This is a genomic window from Afipia massiliensis, from assembly GCF_001006325.2.
In the GTDB taxonomy this organism is placed as follows: Bacteria; Pseudomonadota; Alphaproteobacteria; order Rhizobiales; family Xanthobacteraceae; genus Afipia; species Afipia massiliensis_A.
In genome coordinates, this window is the sequence record NZ_LBIA02000001.1 from 4425601 (window position 1) to 4446370 (window position 20770).

14 protein-coding genes are annotated in these 20770 nt (G+C 60.6%); 6 read left to right on the forward strand and 8 right to left on the reverse strand.

Translation table 11 applies throughout. The features are described from left to right. Positions 1–225: 225 nt before the first annotated feature. From YH63_RS21280 to YH63_RS21300, 5 genes are all read right to left on the reverse strand, one after another. Positions 226–3582: an error-prone DNA polymerase gene (locus tag YH63_RS21280; RefSeq protein ID WP_046830253.1), complete on the reverse strand. Its 3357-nt coding sequence runs from the start codon at positions 3580–3582 to the stop codon at positions 226–228. Next, positions 3579–5171 (reverse strand): Y-family DNA polymerase, encoded by a 1593-nt coding sequence (locus tag YH63_RS21285; protein ID WP_046830254.1) that lies wholly within the window; start codon positions 5169–5171, stop codon positions 3579–3581. The genes YH63_RS21280 and YH63_RS21285 overlap by 4 nt, the downstream gene beginning before the upstream one ends. Further along, positions 5062–5847, reverse strand: a complete 786-nt coding sequence (locus YH63_RS21290; RefSeq protein ID WP_046830255.1) for an ImuA family protein — start codon at positions 5845–5847, stop codon at positions 5062–5064. Before YH63_RS21290 ends, YH63_RS21285 begins: the two co-directional genes overlap by 110 nt. 244 nt (positions 5848–6091) lie before the next feature. After that, a complete protein-coding gene (locus YH63_RS21295; protein WP_046830256.1) occupies positions 6092–6595 on the reverse strand; it encodes a ferritin-like domain-containing protein in 504 nt (167 codons plus the stop codon). A gap of 117 nt (positions 6596–6712) precedes the next feature. After that, the gene (locus tag YH63_RS21300; protein WP_046830257.1) at positions 6713–7888 is read right to left on the reverse strand and encodes a M20 aminoacylase family protein; all 1176 of its coding nucleotides are present in this window, start codon (positions 7886–7888) and stop codon (positions 6713–6715) included. A 165-nt stretch (positions 7889–8053) separates the two neighbouring features. On the opposite strand from YH63_RS21300, the gene YH63_RS21305 reads away from it, so the two are divergent. Beyond that, positions 8054–9673, forward strand: a complete 1620-nt coding sequence (locus YH63_RS21305; RefSeq protein ID WP_046830258.1) for a GMC family oxidoreductase — start codon at positions 8054–8056, stop codon at positions 9671–9673. 165 nt (positions 9674–9838) lie between these two features. Here YH63_RS21305 and YH63_RS21310 read toward each other — a convergent pair whose 3' ends face one another. Next, positions 9839–11395, reverse strand: coding sequence for an acyl-CoA carboxylase subunit beta (locus tag YH63_RS21310; protein ID WP_046830259.1), 1557 nt, complete (start codon positions 11393–11395; stop codon positions 9839–9841). A gap of 152 nt (positions 11396–11547) precedes the next feature. Here YH63_RS21310 and YH63_RS21315 point away from each other — a divergent pair, with 152 nt between their 5' ends. The 4 genes from YH63_RS21315 to YH63_RS21330 all read left to right on the forward strand — a co-directional run bounded on the left by YH63_RS21315 (position 11548) and on the right by YH63_RS21330 (position 15817). Continuing rightward, positions 11548–11769 (forward strand): acetyl-CoA carboxylase biotin carboxyl carrier protein subunit, encoded by a 222-nt coding sequence (locus YH63_RS21315; RefSeq protein ID WP_046830260.1) that lies wholly within the window; start codon positions 11548–11550, stop codon positions 11767–11769. Between the two features lie 138 nt (positions 11770–11907). Further along, entirely contained in the window at positions 11908–13065 is a 1158-nt protein-coding gene (locus YH63_RS21320) for a TAXI family TRAP transporter solute-binding subunit (RefSeq protein WP_046830350.1), read from the forward strand. A 54-nt stretch (positions 13066–13119) separates the two neighbouring features. Next, on the forward strand, positions 13120–15360 hold the full coding sequence (locus YH63_RS21325; RefSeq protein ID WP_046830261.1) for a TRAP transporter permease: 2241 nt from the start codon (positions 13120–13122) through the stop codon (positions 15358–15360). Positions 15361–15580: 220 nt separating this feature from the next. Next, complete coding sequence (locus YH63_RS21330) at positions 15581–15817, forward strand: hypothetical protein (RefSeq protein WP_046830262.1); 237 nt, start codon at positions 15581–15583, stop codon at positions 15815–15817. A 64-nt stretch (positions 15818–15881) separates the two neighbouring features. Here the strand turns inward: YH63_RS21330 and hpnO are convergent, their stop codons facing one another. Next, on the reverse strand, positions 15882–17273 hold the full coding sequence (gene hpnO / locus YH63_RS21335) for an aminobacteriohopanetriol synthase HpnO (protein ID WP_137325330.1): 1392 nt from the start codon (positions 17271–17273) through the stop codon (positions 15882–15884). Positions 17274–17396: 123 nt separating this feature from the next. On the opposite strand from hpnO, the gene YH63_RS21340 reads away from it, so the two are divergent. Then, the gene (locus tag YH63_RS21340; protein ID WP_046830264.1) at positions 17397–17996 is read left to right on the forward strand and encodes a DUF2147 domain-containing protein; all 600 of its coding nucleotides are present in this window, start codon (positions 17397–17399) and stop codon (positions 17994–17996) included. On the opposite strand, the gene YH63_RS21345 is transcribed toward YH63_RS21340, so the two are convergent. Next, the gene (locus YH63_RS21345) at positions 17980–20577 is read right to left on the reverse strand and encodes an MMPL family transporter (RefSeq protein ID WP_046830265.1); all 2598 of its coding nucleotides are present in this window, start codon (positions 20575–20577) and stop codon (positions 17980–17982) included. The two genes, YH63_RS21340 and YH63_RS21345, sit on opposite strands and share 17 nt — an antisense overlap. Positions 20578–20770 lie beyond the last annotated feature (193 nt).

Here is a 20770-nt window from a genome sequence, read left to right on the forward strand (position 1 = left end):
AATTCTATGTGCGGTTTGCCAACACCAGCATGATGGTGTTGACGGTCACCACCGTGACGGCCACTCCGCTGTGCTCGACCCGAGCGGCATCGCATGACGCTCCCAAAATGCCGGGGTCGCTGACATCACGGCGGCGTGACGAACGCTTCGCAGAGCACCAAATCCTGAAGAGCTCTGCTCAATAAACGGAAGCATCGCGCGGACAGTGCGTTACATCAAGAATGTTTAATGGAAATCCCGCGAGCGCGGCAGAATGCGTACATTGCGCGGATGGCGCACCTTCTGTGCTGGGTTGTCAGGATGCGCACGGCGATCATCCTCCAGCGGTTCGATCACATCCGCGCCGGGCGGGATCGGGTGTTTTCGGCCGAGCGCGTCGTTGGCGAGGTTCATCAGATCATGAGACCGATCGAACAAACGCTCGGCCACCAGATGGACCACCTTCTCCGGACTGCTCTGAATGGTCCCCTGCACCTCGATCAGCCGCGCGCCCATCACTTCCTTGCGGAATTTTTCCATCACCTTGGGCCACACCACGATATTGGCGATTCCGGTCTCATCCTCCAGCGTCATGAAGACGACGCCCTTGGCACTGCCCGGCCGCTGTCGCACCAGCACGACGCCAGCGCAACGGACGCGTTGCTTGTCGCGGGCATGTCCAATCGCCTCACATGCCACCATACCTTCCTGCGAAAACATCGGCCGGAGGAATTCCATCGGGTGCCCCTTCAACGACAGCCTGATGGTCTGATAATCCGCCACAACCTGCTCAGGTAGCGGCATGGCAGGTAATGGCTGTGCGGCTTCGTCGGGCTGCTCGCGCGCCGCGGCTGCGGTGAAAAGCGGTAGCGGCACATCGTCCGGCAGACGCTGCACCGTCCACAGGGCTTCACGCCGGTCGAGACCCAGAGAGCAGAACGCATCGGCATCGGCCAGCAGGGTCAGCGCACGTTTCGGCAGCCGCGTCTCGCGCGCAAAATCTTCCAGCGAGGCGAACGGCTTTTGCGCACGGGCGGCAACGATCCGCTGATCCCAGTAATCCTTGCGCGGCTTTTTCTCGGATTTTCCAAACTTCTCGGGAAGCCTGTCATCGACATCGAACACTTCGAAACCGTCGATCTGACGAAAGCCGAGCCGGACGGCGCAATAATCTCCAGACCCCTCTTCCAGGGTGCTTTGTCCAAAGCTGAACGACACATCGATCTCGCGCACCTCGACGCCATTTTTGCGCGCATCGCCGACGATCTGCGCCGGCGCATAGAAGCCCATCGGCTGCGAGTTGAGCAGCCCGCAGCAAAAGGCATCGGGGTGATAATGCTTGAGCCATGACGACACATAGACAAGCTGCGCAAATGCGGCTGCGTGGCTTTCCGGGAATCCGTAGCTGCCGAAGCCCTTGATCTGGTCGAAGCAACTCACCGCAAATTCAGGATCGTAGCCACGGGCGATCATGCGATCGACCATCCGCCTTTCGAATTTCGGCATCGTGCCGACATTACGAAATGTCGCCATCGCGCGTCGCAAGCCATTGGCTTCCTCGGGTGTGAACTCCGCGGCCTCCATCGCAATGCGCATTGCCTGTTCCTGAAACAGCGGCACGCCGAGAGTCTTGTGCAACACCTGCTTCAGTTCGTCCTTGTTCCCGCCTTTTGGGTAAGGATATTCGATCTCCTCCGGCCTCATCTTTCTGCGCTTCAGATAGGGATGCACCATGTTGCCCTGGATCGGGCCGGGCCGCACGATGGCGACCTCGATGACAAGATCATAGAAGGTGCGCGGCTTCAGACGCGGCAGCATGTTCATCTGCGCGCGACTCTCAACCTGGAAGACGCCGAGAGATTCGCCCCTGCACAGCATGTCGAACACTTTATCGCTGTCATCGTTTTCCGACTTGATGTCCGCGAGTTCGAACCGCTTGCCCTTGTGATCCGCGATCAGGTCGAAGCACTTCCGGATACAGGTCAGCATGCCAAGCGCCAGCACGTCGACCTTCATCATCTTCAACGTATCGATGTCGTCCTTGTCCCATTCAATGAAGGTGCGGTCGTCCATGGCCGCGTTGCCGATGGGCACATAGGTATCGAGCCGATCCTGCGTCAGCACATAGCCGCCGACATGCTGAGACAGATGCCGCGGGAATTCGATCAATTCAGTGGCGAGCTCGACAGCACGGCGGATCATCGGATTGCCGGGATCGAAGCCTGCCTGCCTGATCTGCATATCGCTGACATCTGTGCCCCAGCTTCCCCACACCGTATCAGCCAGCGCCGCCGTGACGTCTTCCGTTAGGCCAAGCGCCTTGCCGACATCGCGGATCGCGCTGCGCGGGCGATAGTGAATGACGGTGGCGACAATCGCCGCACGATGACGGCCGTAGCGCCTGTAAACATATTGCATCACCTCTTCGCGCCGCGAGTGCTCGAAATCGACATCGATATCCGGTGGCTCCAGCCGTTCCTCGGAGATAAAGCGCTCGAACAGCACGTCAGTCTCGGCCGGATTCACCGAAGTGATGCCAAGCATATAACAGACGGCGGAATTCGCTGCCGAACCTCGACCCTGACACAAAATGTTTTGCGAGCGCGCGTAGCAAACGATGTCGTGAACTGTCAGAAAGTAATGTGCGTATCCAAGCTTCTCGATCAGCTTGAGTTCCTTGCCGATTGTCGCGCGCAGCTTTTGGTCGATCCCGCCCGGAAAATAATGCCGGATGCCCGCCTCGGTGAGATCCGCAAGATGCCGCTGCGCCGTCTTGCCCGGCGGAACAGGTTCATCCGGATACTGATACTTGAGTTCGCCGAGCGTAAAGGTGATGCGCTCTGCAAAGCGCATGGTTTCAGCAACCGCATCCGGATAATCGCGAAACAAACGCGCCATCTCATAGCCGGGTTTCAGATGCCGTTCGGCATTGGCTTCGAGCCGTTTTCCGACACTCATGATCGTCGTCTTTTCCCGGATACAGGTCAGGACGTCCTGCAGGGGACGGCGCGCCCGGTCATGATAAAGCACCTCGTTGGTCGCGAGCAGCGGAACGCGGGCCGTTGAAGCGATGCGCTGAAGCTTCGCCAGACGCCGCCTGTCGTCGCCGCGATACAGCAGACTTGCCGCAAACCAGACACCATCGGCGCGACTGCGTTTCAATCGATCGAGAATCTTTAGTGCCGCCGGGACATCAAAGCGATGCGGCAGCGTCAGAATCAGCAATTGCCCTTCGGCAAAGTCCAGCAGGTCATCGAATGTGAGGTGACACTCGCCCTTCCCGGCCGCGAGCTTGCCGCGGGTCAGCAACTGGCATAGCCGGCCATAGGCGGCGCGGTCACGGGGATAGACCAGGATGTCCGGCGTCCCATCCTCGAACACTAGACGCGATCCGATCAGCAGTTTCGGCTTGCATGTGACCTCGGGATTTTCGAGTTCCTTGTAGGCGCGGACGACACCGGCCAAGGTGTTGCGGTCAGCAATGCCAATGACCGGCAAGAGAAGCTCGCTGGCCCGCTTCACATATTCCTGCGGCTGCGATCCGCCGCGCAGGAACGAGAAGTTGGTCGTAATGCCGATTTCCGCGTAGTCGGTGGCTTTCATGCGAACAACCCGTGCACAAACCATTTGGGAGGAACGGGCTCATCTTTCTCAGACACAGGTTCGGTGTAGAGACCGTCGCGATAGATCCAGAAGCGCATGCCTTCCGCATCCTCGACGCGGAAATAATCCCGCGTTAGGGCTTCTCCCTTGTGCCTCCACCATTCCATGGCGATCCGTTCCGGGCCTTCCGCCCGTACCACCGCATGGGTCGCACGACGCCACTTGAATCGCGGCGGATGTCCGTCAGGAACGGCGGCCGCCATGACTTCGATTTCCTCGGGTCGCTCGAACAGACGCAGCGGGCGCAGCGGCGGCTCGGCCTCGGCACGAACAGGCCATTCCGCAACGGAAGCCACAGCAAGATTTTGCTGCGCGGGTGCCGCGATGACAGCGCGTTCCGGAATGTGCGTGTCCAGTGGCAGATGCACCACGACACGCTTGCCGCCGATGCGCGCGGCAAGACGATCGACCAATGCGGCGACTTCATCGTTGTCCTGCGCACGCGTGTCGAAGTCACGCTGCTCCTGGACCACGATCTCGACGCGGCCGGCTGACAGACGAATAAGATCGAAGCCGAAACCGGGGTCGAGCGGATCGGCCAGCGCCTCCAGCCGTTCGCGAAACAGACGGTCGACCACATTGACCTTGGTGACGGGCTGTCCCGTCTCCACCGCGATGGTGCGCACCGCGCCGTCGGTGCGGAAAAAACTCGCCTCCAGACGGCGCGCGCCCTTGCCCTGCTTGTCCATCGCGGCGACCAGCATCTGCGCAAGACCCGACAAGATCGCCGCGATCACGTTGTCGGTCGCGACCGGTTCGGCGAAACGCTTCTCCACCATAAAATCCGGTGGCGGCTTACGCGGCGAAATCGGCGCATCGCCCTGCCCCAGCGCCTGCTGCAACAGGCTGGTGAACGCAGCCCCGAACCGCGCGGAAATTTCATGCGGCGCACGCGACGCGACATCGCCAATGGTCTTCAAGCCGGCACGGCGCAGCCCGCGCGTGATCCCATCATCGGCGCCGAGCGCGAACACCGGCAGCGGCGCGACGGCGCGCGCTTCCTCGCCATCGGGGACGATGCAACTTCGCGTGGCCTGCGTCATGACCCGCGCGCAAACCGGCGTACTCGCAATCGCCGCGTTGATGATGAAACCCTGCCGCGCCAGCAACGCGCAGACCGTTCGCAGCATCGCGGCCTCGCCGCCGAACAGATGCGCGCAGCCGCTGATGTCGAGAAACAGACCATAAGGCGGATCGAGCGCCACCAGCGGCGTGAAGCGGTCGCACCAGTCGGCGACAGCTTCCAGCAGGCTCCTGTCCGCCGCCTCGTCGGCGTCGAACACCTGCACCTCGGGACAGACCGCGCGCGCATTGGCCAGCGGCAGACCTTTCTCGAGACCAATGTCCGCAGCGGCATCGTTCAGCGCCGAAATCTGCAGCGCGTTGTTCAGCTTCGCGACAACGACGCAGGGACACGTGTCATCCGGCGCGGCGTCTTGCCCCGAAAGCTGGCGCTTCAATCGGTCGGTCGGCAGGCGCGGCAGCCAAAGGCTGAGAATACGTCGCCGGTTCACGGAAGAGGCCCTCATCACATTTCCACTCCATGATCCATCGTCCGGTCTGGCCGTGACGGTTGCGAACAAGCTGCGTGTCGAGCAGTGGCGCGCCCCATGCTTCCATCGCGGACAGTGATGGTGCTGACCGCACCGCCCAGCGCGTCTCCGCTGTGCTGGCGGATGGCACCGCCGCCGTGCGCAGTACCAGACACGCGACATTCGAGGCGCGCGCGGCAAGCGTCAGCCTGCGGCTCGCCACCAGATCGAGCTGGCGCACCTCGCCCCAGACATCCAGCACCACCGCACCCAGTGCATCGCAGGCGAGCGCATCGGCTGCGGCGCGCAGCGCGGTCTCGGCATCTGTCGCCCGCACCGTCACCAGCAGGCGTGGATCGAGACCGAGTTCATTCAGGCCGCTCATCGACAGCGCGCCGGATTCCCGTTCCGCAAAATCCTGCCGGACCCACACCAGCGGCCTCCGCCCTGCGAGGCGATGGGCAAGACCCGCGATGAACCCCGTCGCTGCTGCGCCGTGGCGGCCGCTCTCGGCGAACACCTCATGCAGCGCGCCGCGCACCAGCCCGCCCTGCAACAGGGCGTCCGCTTCGGCGTGGCCCAGCGCCACGCGCGAAAGCCCACCGGCGTCGCCTTCCAGGCGGCCGATGGTCCCTCGCAGGGACGCAAGCGTGTTTATGCGCGCGCCGGTCATGCGCCGCTCCTGGGTTTCTGGGTCCGTCACCCGCAGTTGGTTGAACGAGTGACGACCTTATTTGTTCATGATATGTTCTAATATAAAGCTAAGAGAGGCCAAGGAGTCAATGGACTCCCGCAGATTAAGTTTTCTATTTTAAAACAACAGACTAACGGACAGCTCGCCGCTTTCACCGCTCATGCGGCACCCTCCGGCGTCCCTGACGGGACGCCAGAGGCATGATCGCTTGCCGAAACGGCTGTCAGGCCGCCATCGCTTCGGAATTCACTGCGGCAAGGGCCAGACTGGTCAGCGCCTCGTCCGTCTTGTGTTCCTGCTTAAGGGTTTCATCCAGCAGCCTCGCCGCTTCGGCCATGCCGAGCTTGGTCGCCCATGCCTTCAGGGTTCCATAGCGCGCGATTTCGTAATGCTCGACCGCCTGCGCCGCCGCCAGCAAGCCAGCGTCCAGAGCTTCGGTGCCCTTGTACTCGTCCATGATTTCCTTGCCTTCATCCAAAATGCCTTGGATGGCCTCGCAGGTTTTTCCTCGGGCCGGCTTGTCCATTAGATCGAAAATTTTCTCCAACCGCTCCACATGGTCTTCTGTCTCGCCTTCATGCTTCTCGAACGCAGCGCGCAGTTGACTGGAATGCGCGGCCTTGGCCATTTTCGGCAGCGCCTTGAGGATGTGCTTTTCTGCGAAATACATGTCCTTGAGGGTATCAAGGAACAGGTCGTTGAGGTCTTTGTCTTTTGCTGCGGACATGGCGTCCTCACTCGGGTTGATGGTGACGGGATGCTTCCGGCCTCTCAACGCGAGGTGTTGCGCTTCGTTCCTACGACGTAAACGGCGCGAAGCAGTTCCGGCCTCCGCTCGCCCGGGTCAGCCTGCGAGCTGGGTCTCGACCAGCTTGATCCAGTAGGACGAGCCATAAATGATGGCGTCATCATTGAAGTTATAGGCCGGGTGATGAAGCCCGGCGCTGTCGCCATTGCCGATAAAAATGAAGGCGCCGGGCCGTGCTTCCAACATGTAGGCGAAATCTTCCGCGCCCATTACGGGCGGAATCTCGGAGCTGACATTGCCCTCACCTGCAATATCCGCCGCGACCCGTGCGGCGATGCCAGTTTCGGCAGGATGATTGACCAGCACCGGATAGCTGCGCTCGTAATCGAGCGTGATCTTCGCACCCGAAAGCTGCGCAACACCGTTTACGACCTCACGCACCCGCTGCTCGATCAGGTCCCGCACCTCGGGCGTCAGCGTCCGTGCAGTGCCAAACAGTTCTGCCGTTTGTGGGATCACGTTGCGGGCGTTCCCGGCATGGAACTCGCAGATCGAAATCACCGCCGCGTCGAGCGGATCGACGCTGCGCGAGACGATCGACTGCAAAGCGGTAATCAATTGCGCGCCGACCAGCACCGAGTCGATGCTCTTGTGCGGACGCGCGGCATGTCCGCCCAGACCTTCGATATGAATGTTGATGTGATCGGTCGCCGCCATCGCAGGTCCGACACGCGTCGCAAACGTGCCGATCGGCATGCCCGGTGAGTTGTGCATCCCGTAGACCTGTTCGATCTTGAAGCGATCCATCAGGCCGTCCTTGATCATGGCTTCGGCCCCCGCACCGCCCTCCTCGGCAGGCTGGAAGATCATCACGGCATCACCCGCGAAATTCCGTGTCTCGGCGAGATAGCGTGCCGCCCCCAGCAGCATCGCGGTATGACCGTCGTGGCCGCAGGCGTGCATCTTGCCGGGCACGGTCGAGCTATAGGCGACGCCGGTTTCTTCCTCGATCGGCAGCGCGTCCATATCGGCGCGCAGACCAATGGCTTTCAGGTCGCCGCCATTGACGGGCTTTCGCCCCCTGATGACGCCAACCACACCGGTGCGTCCGAGACCCGTCGCAACTTCATCGCAACCGAACTCCCGCAGGCGGTCGGCAACGAATGCCGCAGTGCGGTGCACATCGTACATCAACTCCGGATGCGCGTGCAGCTCGCGGCGCCAGCCCATGATTTCGGGTTGCAGATCGGCGATGCGGTTGAGGATAGGCACGGCGGTAACCTCACAGGATCAAGACGACAAAAGCTAGCATGAGCCCGCAAGGGACCCAACATCCGCGCAAACGGGAATTGCGCGGAACCACACTGTACAGCGAACCCCGGCCGGGGCCATAAGAAGAAAAGTCTCCAATTTGAATAGAGAAATGCAGGACAGGGAATGGTGAAACGTCTCGAGGGGGATTTCGACTACATCGTCGTCGGTGCCGGTACCGCCGGTTGCATCGTTGCCAATCGCCTCTCGGCCGACCCGCGCAAGCGCGTGCTGATTCTGGAAGCCGGCGGCAAGGACAACTGGATCTGGTTTCACATTCCGGTCGGTTATTTGTTCGCCATCGGCAATCCCCGCTCCGACTGGATGTTCAAGACCGAACCGGAGGCCGGGCTCAACGGCCGCGCGCTGGCCTATCCGCGCGGTAAGGTGATCGGCGGATCGTCTGCGATCAACGCCATGATCTCCATGCGCGGACAGGCCGCGGATTACGACCATTGGCGGCAGCTTGGATTGACCGGCTGGGGCTGGGATGATGTGCTGCCCGCATTCAAGAAACTTGAAGATCATTTTCTTGGCGAGAGCGAGCACCACGGCACCGGGGGCGGCTGGCGGATCGAAGCGCCGCGCCTGTCATGGAAAGTGCTGGATGCCGTCGGAGACGCCGCGCACGAAATGGGCATCCGCAAGACGCCGGACTTCAATACCGGCGACAACGAAGGCATCGGATACTTCCACGTCAACCAGAAACGCGGACGGCGCTGGTCCTCGGCGCGCGGTTTTCTCAAGCCCGCATTGTCGCGGCCTAATCTTCGACTCGAAACCAATGTGCTGGTCGACAGGGTGATCGTCGAGAACGGCCGCGCCGTGGGCGTGCGCTTCAGCCAGGGTGGTGAAACCATCGAGGCACGGACACAAGGCGAAGTGATCCTGTGCTCGGGTTCGATCGGATCGACGCAGGTGCTGCATCGCTCCGGCATTGGCCCGCAGGAATGGCTGTCGCCACTCGGCATCGACACCGTGCTCGACCGGCAAGGCGTAGGCCGCAACCTGCAGGATCATTTGCAGCAACGCGCGATCTACAAGGTCGAGGGCGTGCGCACTCTGAACGAGACCTACTACAATTTGTTCCGGCGTGGCTGGATGGGCGTCGATTATCTCCTGCGGCGGCGTGGACCGCTGACCATGGCGCCGTCGCAGCTCGGTATCTTCACGCGCTCCGATGCGCGTCAGGAGCGCGCCAACATCCAGTTTCACGTTCAGCCGTTGTCGCTCGACAAGTTCGGTGAGCCGTTGCACCGCTTCCCGGCGATCACCATCGCTGCCTGTAATCTACGGCCGACATCGCGCGGCAGCGTGCGCATCAAGTCGAACGCCCCCGATCAAGCGCCTGCGATCGCGCCGAACTATCTATCGACACCCGAAGACCGGCAGGTCGCCGCCGATGCCATCCGCGTGACGCGGCGGCTGATGAAGCAGCACGCGCTCGCGGCCTATCATCCGCAGGAGTATCTCCCCGGCCCGTCCGTCGGCGATGACGATGCGTCTTTGGCGAAAGCCGCCGGCGACATCGGCACCACGATCTTTCATCCGGTCGGAACCGCGAAGATGGGCACGTCCAGCGATCCTCTCGCTGTGGTCGATGAGCGCCTGCGCTTTCACGGCCTTAAGGGGCTGCGTGTCGTCGACGCGTCGGTGATGCCGACCATCACGTCGGGCAACACCAACACGCCGACCGCGATGATCGCGGAAAAAGGCGCGGCGATGATTGTTGCGGATGGACGGTAGCAAGCGACCGACGAAATTAGGCGCGGAGCCTCAACTTACTCAGTCGTCATCACCGGGCTTGTCCCGGTGATCCACGTCTTGCTCGCGACGCCGTAAGGAAAGACATGGATGGCCGGGACAAGCCCGGCCATGACGAACTTTATATTTGCGGTCCTTGATAGATCATCACGGCCTGATCGCCATCTTCGCCACGCCCGGGGTACGCAGTGGCTCCGCCAGCCGTGCGAATTCGCAAATCAACGAACGCGTCTTACGCGGGTCTATGATCTCTTCGACCCAGAACTTCTCCGCCGAACGGAATGGCGACCGCAGCTTGTTGAGCCGGTCCTCGATCTCGGCCAGCTTCGCCTTGGGATCGTCAGCGGCCTCGATATCGGCACGATAAGCGGCCTCGATGCCGCCTTCGAGCGGCAGCGAGCCCCAATAGGCCGAGGGCCACGCATAGCGCAGCGAGAACCGGCCTGCCGGCTGATGCACAACCCCCGCAACACCGAAGGAGTTGCGAACGATGATCGTGCACCATGGCACCGTGGTCTGATTGACGGCGGTCATCGCCCGCACGCCATGCCGGATCGTCGCGGCCTTTTCGGCTTCAAGCCCGATCATAAAACCCGGACAATCCATCAGATAGACGACGGGAAGATGGAAGGTTTCCGCCAAATCGACGAAGCGCACCACCTTCTGGCAGGCTTCCGCTGTCCACGATCCTCCATAAATATAAGGATCGCTCGCCAGCAGCAGCACAGCGCGGCCGTCAAAGCGCGCGAACCCGGCGATCACCGAGCGCCCGAAATTCTGGCCCATCTCGAAGAACGATCCCTTATCGACCACCGACTCGATAATGGGCCGCATCTTGTAGATCTGCTTGCGGCTGCGCGGGACGATATTGAGCAGCGCTTCGTCGCTGCGCTCCGGATCATCGCTGCAAGGAGTGGTCGGCGGCAGGTCAAATACAGATGACGGCAGGTAAGACAGGAACTTCCGCGCACACTCGAACGCTTCTTCCTCGGTATCGACTGCGTGATCAACACCACCCGCCTTGGTCTGAATCTGCCAGCCGCCAAGCTCCTGCTTGTCGAGCGACTGTCCGAGACGCGCGACGACCGGCGGACCCGCGACGAACATCGCGGATGATTTGGTCATGACTGAATAATGGCTGGCTGCGAGGCGCGCCGCGCCAAGACCTGCAACCGATCCAAGGCCGAGACCCACGACAGGTACACGCGCCATGTTCGTGGTGGTGTACCAATACCAGGTTGTGCCACCAACGCCGCCCGGCAGATTCGCGGCGCCTTTCGTTTCGATGGTCTTGACCGAACCGCCGCCGCCGGATCCTTCGATCACGCGAATGATCGGCATCCGGAAATCGTGCGCCATCTGCTCGGCCATTGTCGGCTTTGCGGAGATCGACGCGTCCGCCGAACCGCCGCGCACGGTGAAGTCGTCACCGACGACGACGACGGGGCGCTTGTCAATCTTGCCGCGGCCGAACACGCAGTTGGCCGGCGTGAGTGTCGTCAACTCATTCTTGTCGTCATACTCGGCTATGCCGGAAATCGCTCCCATCTCGTGAAAGCTCTTCGGATCCACCAGTTTGTCGATACGCTCGCGAACGGTCAGCCGTCCCTGATCGTGCTGTCGCTTGACTTTGTCGGCGCCGCCCATCTCTTTCGCAAACGCTTCGCGCCGCGCGAGTTCATCGAGTTCAGGCTTCCAGTTCATCTTCGCTCCTTGCCGTACGCGTTGCGAACGCGTTTTTGTTCTACTCTGCGGAATAAAGTTTCCTCTTGCGGAACACGCTACCTCGGGCAATCTTTCGTCACAACAACAAGCCGCGCGTGCATGCCCTGCTCAAAGCGGATAGGGGGAAATCAATGGCAGAGATCAAGATCGTCACCGAGGTTGCCGGGCGCGTCTGCGCGATTGCGGCCAGCGCCGGCGGCGATATCGGAAGCGGTGACGACGTCATCTTCGTCGAAGCCATGAAGATGGAAATTCCCATCCCCTCACCTGCCGCAGGAAAAATCAAATCGATTCTCGTCAGCATCGATGATGTCGTGGCAGAGGGACAGGCAATCGCCACGCTCGAAGCGTGATGCGCGAAGTCTCCGCGACAAACTGTCTAGTACACCTTAGTAGGCTTGCGGGCGTTGCACTGGCGCCTGCACGATGACATGATCCGGCAAAATCAAAAACGCATTTCGCACAGCGAAAGCAAATGGGAGGGATACTTCATGACGCGATATATCACGACGGTTGCAGCCATGGTTGTTGCAAGCACGGCGATTTCGCCGGTGCTGGCACAGGAGATCAAACTGGCGCCGACCATGGCTTTCACCGCTTACGACACCGGAACGTCGGGCTTCAACATCGCCGTCGGCGTTGGCAAAATGATGAAGGACAAATACGGCTCGGACATTCGCGTGCTTCCGGCGGGCAACGACGTGGCGCGTCTCGCGCCGCTGCGCGCTGGCCGCGCCGTGCTGGCCTGGATGGGCACCGGCGTTTATTTCGCGCAGGAAGGCGTGTTCGAATTCGGCGTCAAGGAATGGGGCCCGCAAGCGCTGCAGATGACTCTCTCGACGGTCGACTGTAACGGTCTGTCGGTCGGCGTGACGAAGGACGCCGGTGTCAAGGAGTGGAAGGATTTCCGCGGCAAACGGCTCGGCTTCGTGGTCGGTTCGCCTGCGCTTAACCAGAACGCGCTCGCGATCATCGCTTATGGCGGCCTCACGCAGAAGGACGTCAAGATTGTCGAATTCGCGAGCTACGGTGCGATGTGGAAAGGCCTCGTCAACAATGATGCCGACGGCGCATTCGCCTCCACGGTGACCGGTCCGGCGAAGGAAGTTGAGAACTCGCCGCGCGGTCTGGTCTGGCCACAACTCCCGCCCGAAGACAAGGCGGCCTGGGAGCGAGTCAAGAAAGTCGGCGCGTTCTTCAATCCACACACCACAACCTGCGGCGCCGGTATCGAAGCCTCGAAACCATTGCAACTGGCCACCTATCCCTATCCGATCGCGACGACTTATGCGACGCAGCCGGTGGATCAGGTTTACTCGATCACCAAGGCAATGATTGACGGCTACGATTCGTACAAGGACTCCGCGCCCGGTTCAGTCGGCCTTGAAGCCAAGCGTCAGAGCAAGCAGTGGGTCATTCCGTTCCATCCCGGCGCTGCCAAGGCGTTGAAGGAAGCCGGTAACTGGACCGACGCAGACGAGAAGTACAACAACGACCTGATCAAGCGGCAAGGTGTTCTGGCTGACGCATGGAAAGCCTACAATACCGCAAGCGCACCAGGAGAACCGGCAGCATTCCTCTCCGGCTGGATGGCAGCACGCAAGGCAGCGCTCGCCAAAGCCAATCTGCCGAATGGGTTTGAAGACTAGCGATCTCGATCTCTGCATGACGGACGGCGCTACTATCTAAATCCGGGATCGACCATGACAGCTTCGTCCAACAACACCGGCCTTCCGGCTTCCGCATCTACTGCGGCTGCCGGAGCGAGTCCGCCAGAGACAATCCAGATCGAGAATCCGCACGCCGTCGTTGCCGACCTGCAGGAATCCGAAGTCACCCGCGTAAGAACCCTGCGCGGGGGGTGGCGCTGGGCGTTGCTGGTGGCAACAGCCGCGACGATCTTTCTGTGTATCAACCAGCAATTCTCGCTGCGTTTCTTCATGGATTTCACGCAGCTCAACACCGAATATTTTTACCTGCTTATTGCGCTGATGCTGCCGTTCACGTTCCTGATTTTTCCAAGCTCCAGCAAGGCGCCGCTCGACCGCATCCCCTGGTATGACGCAGTCCTGTTCGTACTGACGTGCGCCGCCGCGATCTGGCTGATGATGAACATCCGTAAGGCCGCGGCGCTCGGCTGGGAGTTTGAGGGAGCCCCACGGAACGTGATCGCCGCCGGTCTGGTGATGTGGTTCGTTCTCATGGAAGCGTTGCGCCGCACCGGCGGATGGAGCCTGTTGCTGAGCGTATTTCCTTTTACGCTCTATCCGCTGTTCGCTGACGCAAAGTGGCTGGGGCCGTTCCGGGGCACACAGTCCACGCTTGAGCAGACAACCGCCTATCACATGCTCTCGGGCGAAAGCCTGCTCGGCATTCCGATCCAGGCATTTGCGGATACGGTGATCGGCTTCCTTGTGTTCGGCACGGCGCTGATGATGACCGGCGCCGGCAAATTCTTCATCAACATCGCATTCGCGCTCTGTGGAACATTCCGCGGCGGCGCCGCCAAGGTCTGCGTCTTCGCGAGCGGCCTTCTCGGCACGGTCGGCGGGAGCATCGTGTCGAACGTCCTCACTGCGGGCACGATGACGATCCCGGCGATGAAGAAAACAGGATTCACGCCGTCCTATTCCGCCGCGGTCGAAGCATGCGCCTCCACCGGCGCTGTCCTTGCGCCTCCGGTTCTCGGAGCTACCGCGTTCGTCATGGCCCAGTTTCTGAATACGGGTTACTCGGACGTCGCCCTGGCGGCGACCATTCCGTCAGTGCTGTACTATTTTGGCTTGTTCGCGCAGGTCGACAGCTATGCAGCCCGCCATCAACTCGAGGGACTGCCGCGCAGGGAGTTGCCGCGCTTTTGGGACGCATTCAAGGAGGGGTGGTACTACCTCTTTGTCATCGTCGTCCTCGTGGTGATGCTTCTTTACTTCAAACGCGAAAGCCACGCTCCGTTCTATGCAACCGCGTTGCTGGTCATCCTGCATCAGTGGTCGGGACCAGCGGCGTGGAAACGCGCCAACACGGCGGTTCTGATGCTATCGGCCGCGTTGACCGGTGCCATGCTCTGGTTTGACATCGGCAATCCATTCCTCTGGGGGATGTGCATTCTGGCCGTTCTGAACGAGTTCTTTCCCGGAAAGAACTGGGGTGGCGGCCGGTGGCTTCATTTTCTCGAATTGAACGGAAAGACTTTCGTCGAACTTATCGCGATCCTGGCCGGCTGCGGCCTGCTGATCGGCGCGTTCTCCCTGACCGGCGTGATCTCAAGCCTAGCCAACGACCTTCTCAGCATCGCGGGCGGCAACGCCCTCCTCCTGCTGGTCATGTGCGCGATCACGAGTCTCATCCTCGGTCTCGGGCTGACGACGACGTCCTGCTACATCTTTCTGGCAATTCTGGTCGCGCCAGCGCTGGAAAAACTCGGCCTCAACAAGATGGCTGTGCATATGTTCATCTTCTATTGGGGCATGCTCTCGTCGATCACGCCACCAGTTGCCATTGCATCGTTTGCCGCTGCCGGCATTGCTGGAGCACCGGCCATGAAAACCGGATGGGAAAGCATGTGGGTGGGCAGCATCATCTACTTCATCCCATTCTTCTTCGTGCTGAATCCCGCGCTGCTGCTCCAAGGTGAAAACCCATACCTTGAGGCGCTCGGCCTCACCGCAATTTCCTGTTTCGGAATTGTCTTCATCTGTGGCGGCATCCAAGGCTACCAGGCGTATGTCGGCGATCTCAGGCGCGCCGGTTTTATGGAATGGCCAATTCGCGTGCTGCTGATCATCGGAGGGTTCACGATCGCCACGCCGGGCGGCGGCATTATGCCGATCTCGCAATTGCAAATCATGGCACTGGGCCTCGCCATTCTGGTTCCGACAGTGATCCTTGCTCTGCTTCTTGTTCGGCGGAACCCGATTACACCGAGGAAACTTTCGACTCGCTAGATCGGATTCGAAAAGCTGGCGCACATCGCGATTGTCGAAAGCCGCCAACAGAAATGTGGCGGTAATTCGCGGTCCATCATGCTGCTGGCGCGAAGGAGATCGTGCATCCACGCCACACCTGCCGAAATAGGCCACCCTTTCGGCGTGAATGGCTTGTATCTGGCATTCTGATGTGTTCGACCTATGGTTCGTCGAACGCTAGACCTGATAAGGGATAACGATGTTCAAAGCACTTCTCGCGACTACCCTGCTTGTCTCGGCAACTGTTGGCGCGTTTGCGCAGGCCCCACAGCGCAGCGGCACACCTGAAGAACAGAAGGCCTGTGCTCCGGACGTCTCGCGCTATTGCCGCGCCGTCATGAACGATGGTGACTTCGTGATCCTGGGCTGCCTGCAGGCCAACCGCCCGAAGATCAGCAAGAAATGTGATGCGGTTCTGCGCAGCCACGGCCAGTAAACGGCCGCGCTTCCACGCATTTCCTTACATACCTGAATGAGCCAAACCAATCAGCCTGACGTCGTCAGGCTGATTTTCTTGCTGCGTTATCGACCAGAGTCTTGCCCAGCGACCAGATCGCACCGGGCACACGATGGCTGCTTTCGATCACGGTGTCGAACGAACTGGTAATCCAGTTGCAGTCTTCCTGCGTGATCGTGAGCGACGGCAGCAGCTTGATCGTGTGGCTGGCATGGCCCGACACCTGGCTGAGGATCTTGTGATCCTTGAACAGCGGAATGGTGATCAGCTGGCAGAACAGACCCTTGCTCGCCGCTTCCAGCATCGTCCAGGACGCCTTGAGCGCCAGCGACTTCGGCGGTCCGAACTCGACGCCGATCATGAGCCCCTTGCCGCGAACATTCTTGAGCAACTCGTAGCGCGGAACCATTGCTGACAGTGTCGCAAGAAGCTCGGCGCCACGCGCCGCCGCGTTCTCGATCACCTTTTCCTGCTTGAGCGCTTCCAGCGTCGCAATGCCGGCAGCCATGGCGAGATCGTTCTTGGAGAACGTCGATCCGTGCACGACGGCGCGGTCCATTCGGTCGAAAATCTTGTCGAAGATCGCCTTGCGCGTCAGCACGGCGCCGACCGGGACGTGACCGCCGGAGAGAGACTTCGACAGCAGCACCATGTCCGGTTCGACATTCCAGTGCTCGACGGCAAGGAAACGCCCTGTGCGGCCCATTCCGGTCTGGATTTCGTCCGCCACGAACAACGTGCCATAGCGCTTGCACAGCGCAGCCGCATCCGCGAGAAACCCGTCGTCGGGTATGTTGACGCCCTTGCCCTGAATCGGCTCGACGATGAAGGCTGCAACCTGCCGAGAGGCCAGCGCCTTTTCGAGCGCCGGAAGGTCGTTGAACGGAATCGAGAAGCAGTCTGGCAACAGCGGCCCGAAACCGTCACGGAAGTTCTTGTCGCCGGTCAGAGACAACGAACCGTAGGACAGCCCGTGATAGCCGTGGTCGCAATAGACGATGCCGGTCCGGCCAGTGGCGCCGCGCGCGAATTTGATCGCAGCTTCGACACATTCCGTCCCTGAATTCGCAAAAAATACCTTGTCGAGATAGGGCACATGCGCGATCAGGCGCTCCGCCAGAATGCCGGCAAGCGTGGACAGATCGAGCTGGACGAGATTGGGCAGATCACTGTCGAGTACGCTCTTGAGAGCGTTCTTGACCGTCGGATGATTGCGGCCGAGTGCGAAGACGCCAAAGCCGCTCAGGAGATCGAGATAGCGATCGCCATCACGGTCAAACAGATACTGCCCTTGGGCCCGCTGGAAGCCGACGTCATAACCGATGGTCTTAAGGACCCGAACAAGCTGCTCGTTGAGGTACCGCGTGTGCAGAGCGTTGCGCTGGAATTGGCGATCCGCGAACATCTCTGAAATGTCTAGATTTGGCTGCATGATGTCATACATACTTCGTTTGCCGGGCGTGTAGTCAACTGAAATTAGTGTATGCGTCGATTTGTCAATCTCTGGAACAACGAACGGCTTTTGTGTTTAAATTGGTTGCAATGCACGCGAGGATTCATGCGAAAAATAGCCCTTAGTGGAATGTTCCTGCTCGCCGCTGCTGGTGCTGCCTCCGCGGCAGAACCGCTCGGTGAATGGCGCGATGAAGACGGCAAGGCGACAATCCGAATCGTCGATTGCAATTCGCGGCTTTGGGGCGTCGTCGCATCCGAATCCATCCCTGGTGGTCTCGACAAGAACAATCCCGACAAGGCCAAGCGGACGCGTCCCCTGCTTGGCATGCCCATCCTTCTGAACATGAAGAAAGTCGAGGACGAGAAGGACAAGTGGGAAGGCAAGGTTTATGACGCGACGAGCGGCAAAACCTACGATTCCTCGATTCAGGTCAAAGCGGCCAACTCACTGCGCATCGAGGGCTGCGTGGCCATGATCCTCTGTGGCGGCCAGACCTGGACCCGTGTCGTTGAGGGCGCTCCCGCGCCCGGCGGCCAGAAGACCACTGCACCTGCGCCCAAGAGCACCGCAGCGCCATTTCCGACGCCCATCGGCAGCCCCAAGACGGCTGCTCCGCCAAAGGCCGGAGCCAAGGCGGGATCGCCCGATGCTGTGACCTCCGAGGTCTGTATGCTCCCGGAGATCGCTAACGCTCCTCGTTAGTGTCGCGGGGGCGTCCCATCAGCGCAGGCTGAAACAGCACCGCGGCTGCGAGCGTCGTGACCAGCGACAGCGCCAGCAACTTGCCCATGCTCGACGTACCTGGGTGGCTCGATAGCCAAAGGCTGCCGAATGCCGTCGCGGTCGTCAGCGCACTGAAGAAGATCGCGCGCGTCAGGCTCGATTGCAGCAGGTCGGTCTGCCCTGCCCGCCACGCCGTCACATAGTAGATCTTGAACGCGACGCCGATGCCAAGCAGCAGCGGCAACGCGATGATGTTGGCGAAGTTCATCGGCAGCCCGATGAGGACGCAGATCTCGAGCGTCACAACACCTGCCAGCACAAGCGGCACCAGCGTGAGCAGCACGTCACCAATCCGCTTCAGAACGATCCAGAGCAGGATTGCAATCGACAGCAGCGCCCAGCCACCCGCCTGAATGAAGGCCGACACGATGGTGTCGCCCGACTTCAGAATCGAAATCGGGCCGCCGATGGCGGTCGGCTCGACCTTCAGGACCGCGGCCGCGAAACTGCGAAGCGTGTCGTTGTCGTTCGGATCACCCTTCGGCTGCGCCTCGACGCGGGTTCGTCCGTCGGAAGACGTCCAGTCGGCCAGAATGTCAGGCGGCAAGGTTTTCGCGCTAACCGGCTGCGCCTTGAGCAGCCCGCGCACCTGATCGAGCGCAACGTTCAAGGGAGAAATAAACGTCGCCTCGGCTTTATCGCGCGTGGCCTTGTCGGCCTGCGCGAGTTTCGCGAGCGCGTCCGCGAGGCGGCGTGCTGCCACAGCGCCCGGCCCCTTGTCGTCGCCGGCGGTCTTGCGCAGGCTGTCCACAGAGCCCTTCAGCGCGGCGACATTTTCCTCGTCTGACGGCGCAGTGCCGCGCGATGTCTCATTCAGGATCGGATTGAGCGACGCCGCCGCCTTGCGGATAATCGCGAGCTTTGCGGGCTGATCGTCGGGAATGAAACTGTCGAGCGAGACCGTTCGCGACACCTCTGGAATTTTCGCGAGGCGAGCCTGAATTTCCTTGGCCGCCGCCACAGACGGGGCCAGGACTTCGACGGCATTGGTGCCGGTGTTGGGATCGCGGCGCAGATCGAGATAGGTCGCAACCGATTCAACCTTCGCGCTGCGCAGGTTCATCGGATTGAAGTCGAACTGCAGGAAATACAGCAATGGCAGGCCGAGAACGGCCACGCCAAGCGTCGCTGCAACAACGCCGACGCGATGCCGCTCCAGGAAACTATCGACCGGAGCCAGGAACTTGAAGCCCAACGGTTCGGCTTCGCCCGGAGGATTGAAAATCTTGAGCAACGCCGGCAACACCGTGATCGCGGCGACGAATGCGATAAGCATGCCCGCACCGGCGATCTTCCCGAGTTCGGACACGCCCTTGTAGTCGGTCGGCAAAAACGAGAGGAAACCCGCAGCCGTGGCCACCGCCGCAAGTGTGAGCGGAATCGCGGAATACTCGGCGGCTTTCTCAAGTGCCGGACTAAGCTCGTCCTTTTCGTGGCGTTCAGCGCGATACCGGACGCTGTATTGAATGCCGAAATCGACTCCGAGACCGACGAACAGCACAAAGAACGCAATCGAAATCAGATTGAACGCCCCCACCAGCATCAGTCCGACGGCGGTGGTGATCGACAGTCCGATCACGAGCGTGATGAAAACCGCCCCGATAATCTTGGATGACTTAAGTGCTAGCCACAGGATGAACAGCACGATCAGAACCGTGCCGGTATGGGTGACGAGTGCCCCCTCCTGCACCGTCGCGAATTCGTCATTCGCGATCGGGACGGGTCCGGTAAGGCGGACCCTGGCGTTGTATTCGCCGGCGAGATTCGCATCCTGCGCCGCCTTGCGGATTGCTTCGGTAGCGGCACCGCCCGGTTCCAGCGCCTTGAAGTCGAGGACCGGCCGCATCATCAGGAGCGTGCGCTTGTCAGCCTCCGTCAGGGCCTCGTTGCTGGACAGTTCCTTCCAGGAGAAGGCCGCAGGCTGATTTGCAGCCACCTTCTCAACCGTCGCGGCGACCAGGTTCAGCGGCCCCGCCATGGAATCTCGCGAATACTGGCCCCGCTGGGACCCAGCCAGGCCGAATTCCAGCACGCCTGTCAGGCCGCGCAGGCTGGGATCGTCCACCAGAATATCGAAAATTGGGGCTGCCGAAGCCAATTGACCGACCTGCTTGGCCACCTCGGGGGTCGGCAAGAACAAAAGTCCGTTATTATCGAAGAACGGCCCGCCGCCCGGACGCCTGATCCAAATGAACCTGTCGGTCTGTGGGAGCAACTTCTTCTCAAGAGCGGCGGCGGCTTGCCGGGAGAGTTCCGGCGTCGGAGCCTCCACAACGGCCAAAATGCTGTCATTTCGGCCCGGAAACGCCTTCTCGAAGTCAATTTCGCGCTTTCGCCAGTCCAGATTAGGAGAAATCAGCGTCGCGACGTCGGTATTGATGGCAAAGTTCCGGTGGGAATAGACGCCTGCCACCGCTGCCAAAGCTACGCCGGCCAGGAGGACCAGCCATGCATGGCGCGTGCAAAAACGAACAAGCGATACAATAGTCCTTGTCAGCACAGGTTTTCTTTCTATTTCTGGCGACCAGCTTGGGGTAAAGGCAACTGCCGGGGAGGCAGCGGGTTAACTTACTGATGCCTCAAACGATGCCCTTAAGTCACACAATAGTGGCATTTAGCCAGCGGTTCCTCAGAACTACTGCTGAATAGCTGCAATAATGCTACACTGCAAAATGTTCCCGTCTTGTTCCACA

Bases quoted from the DNA above. Each gene is read 5' to 3' on its own strand.
- YH63_RS21340 (WP_046830264.1), top strand. From the start codon at position 17,397: ATGCGAAAAATAGCCCTTAGTGGAATGTTCCTGCTCGCCGCTGCTGGT.
- YH63_RS21325 (WP_046830261.1), top strand. From the start codon at position 13,120: ATGACAGCTTCGTCCAACAACACCGGCCTTCCGGCTTCCGCATCTACT.
- YH63_RS21310 (WP_046830259.1), bottom strand. From the start codon at position 11,395: ATGAACTGGAAGCCTGAACTCGATGAACTCGCGCGGCGCGAAGCGTTT.
- YH63_RS21320 (WP_046830350.1), top strand. From the start codon at position 11,908: ATGACGCGATATATCACGACGGTTGCAGCCATGGTTGTTGCAAGCACG.
- YH63_RS21315 (WP_046830260.1), top strand. From the start codon at position 11,548: ATGGCAGAGATCAAGATCGTCACCGAGGTTGCCGGGCGCGTCTGCGCG.
- YH63_RS21290 (WP_046830255.1), bottom strand. From the start codon at position 5,847: ATGACCGGCGCGCGCATAAACACGCTTGCGTCCCTGCGAGGGACCATC.
- YH63_RS21305 (WP_046830258.1), top strand. From the start codon at position 8,054: ATGGTGAAACGTCTCGAGGGGGATTTCGACTACATCGTCGTCGGTGCC.
- YH63_RS21295 (WP_046830256.1), bottom strand. From the start codon at position 6,595: ATGTCCGCAGCAAAAGACAAAGACCTCAACGACCTGTTCCTTGATACC.
- YH63_RS21330 (WP_046830262.1), top strand. From the start codon at position 15,581: ATGTTCAAAGCACTTCTCGCGACTACCCTGCTTGTCTCGGCAACTGTT.
- YH63_RS21280 (WP_046830253.1), bottom strand. From the start codon at position 3,582: ATGAAAGCCACCGACTACGCGGAAATCGGCATTACGACCAACTTCTCG.
- YH63_RS21285 (WP_046830254.1), bottom strand. From the start codon at position 5,171: ATGAGGGCCTCTTCCGTGAACCGGCGACGTATTCTCAGCCTTTGGCTG.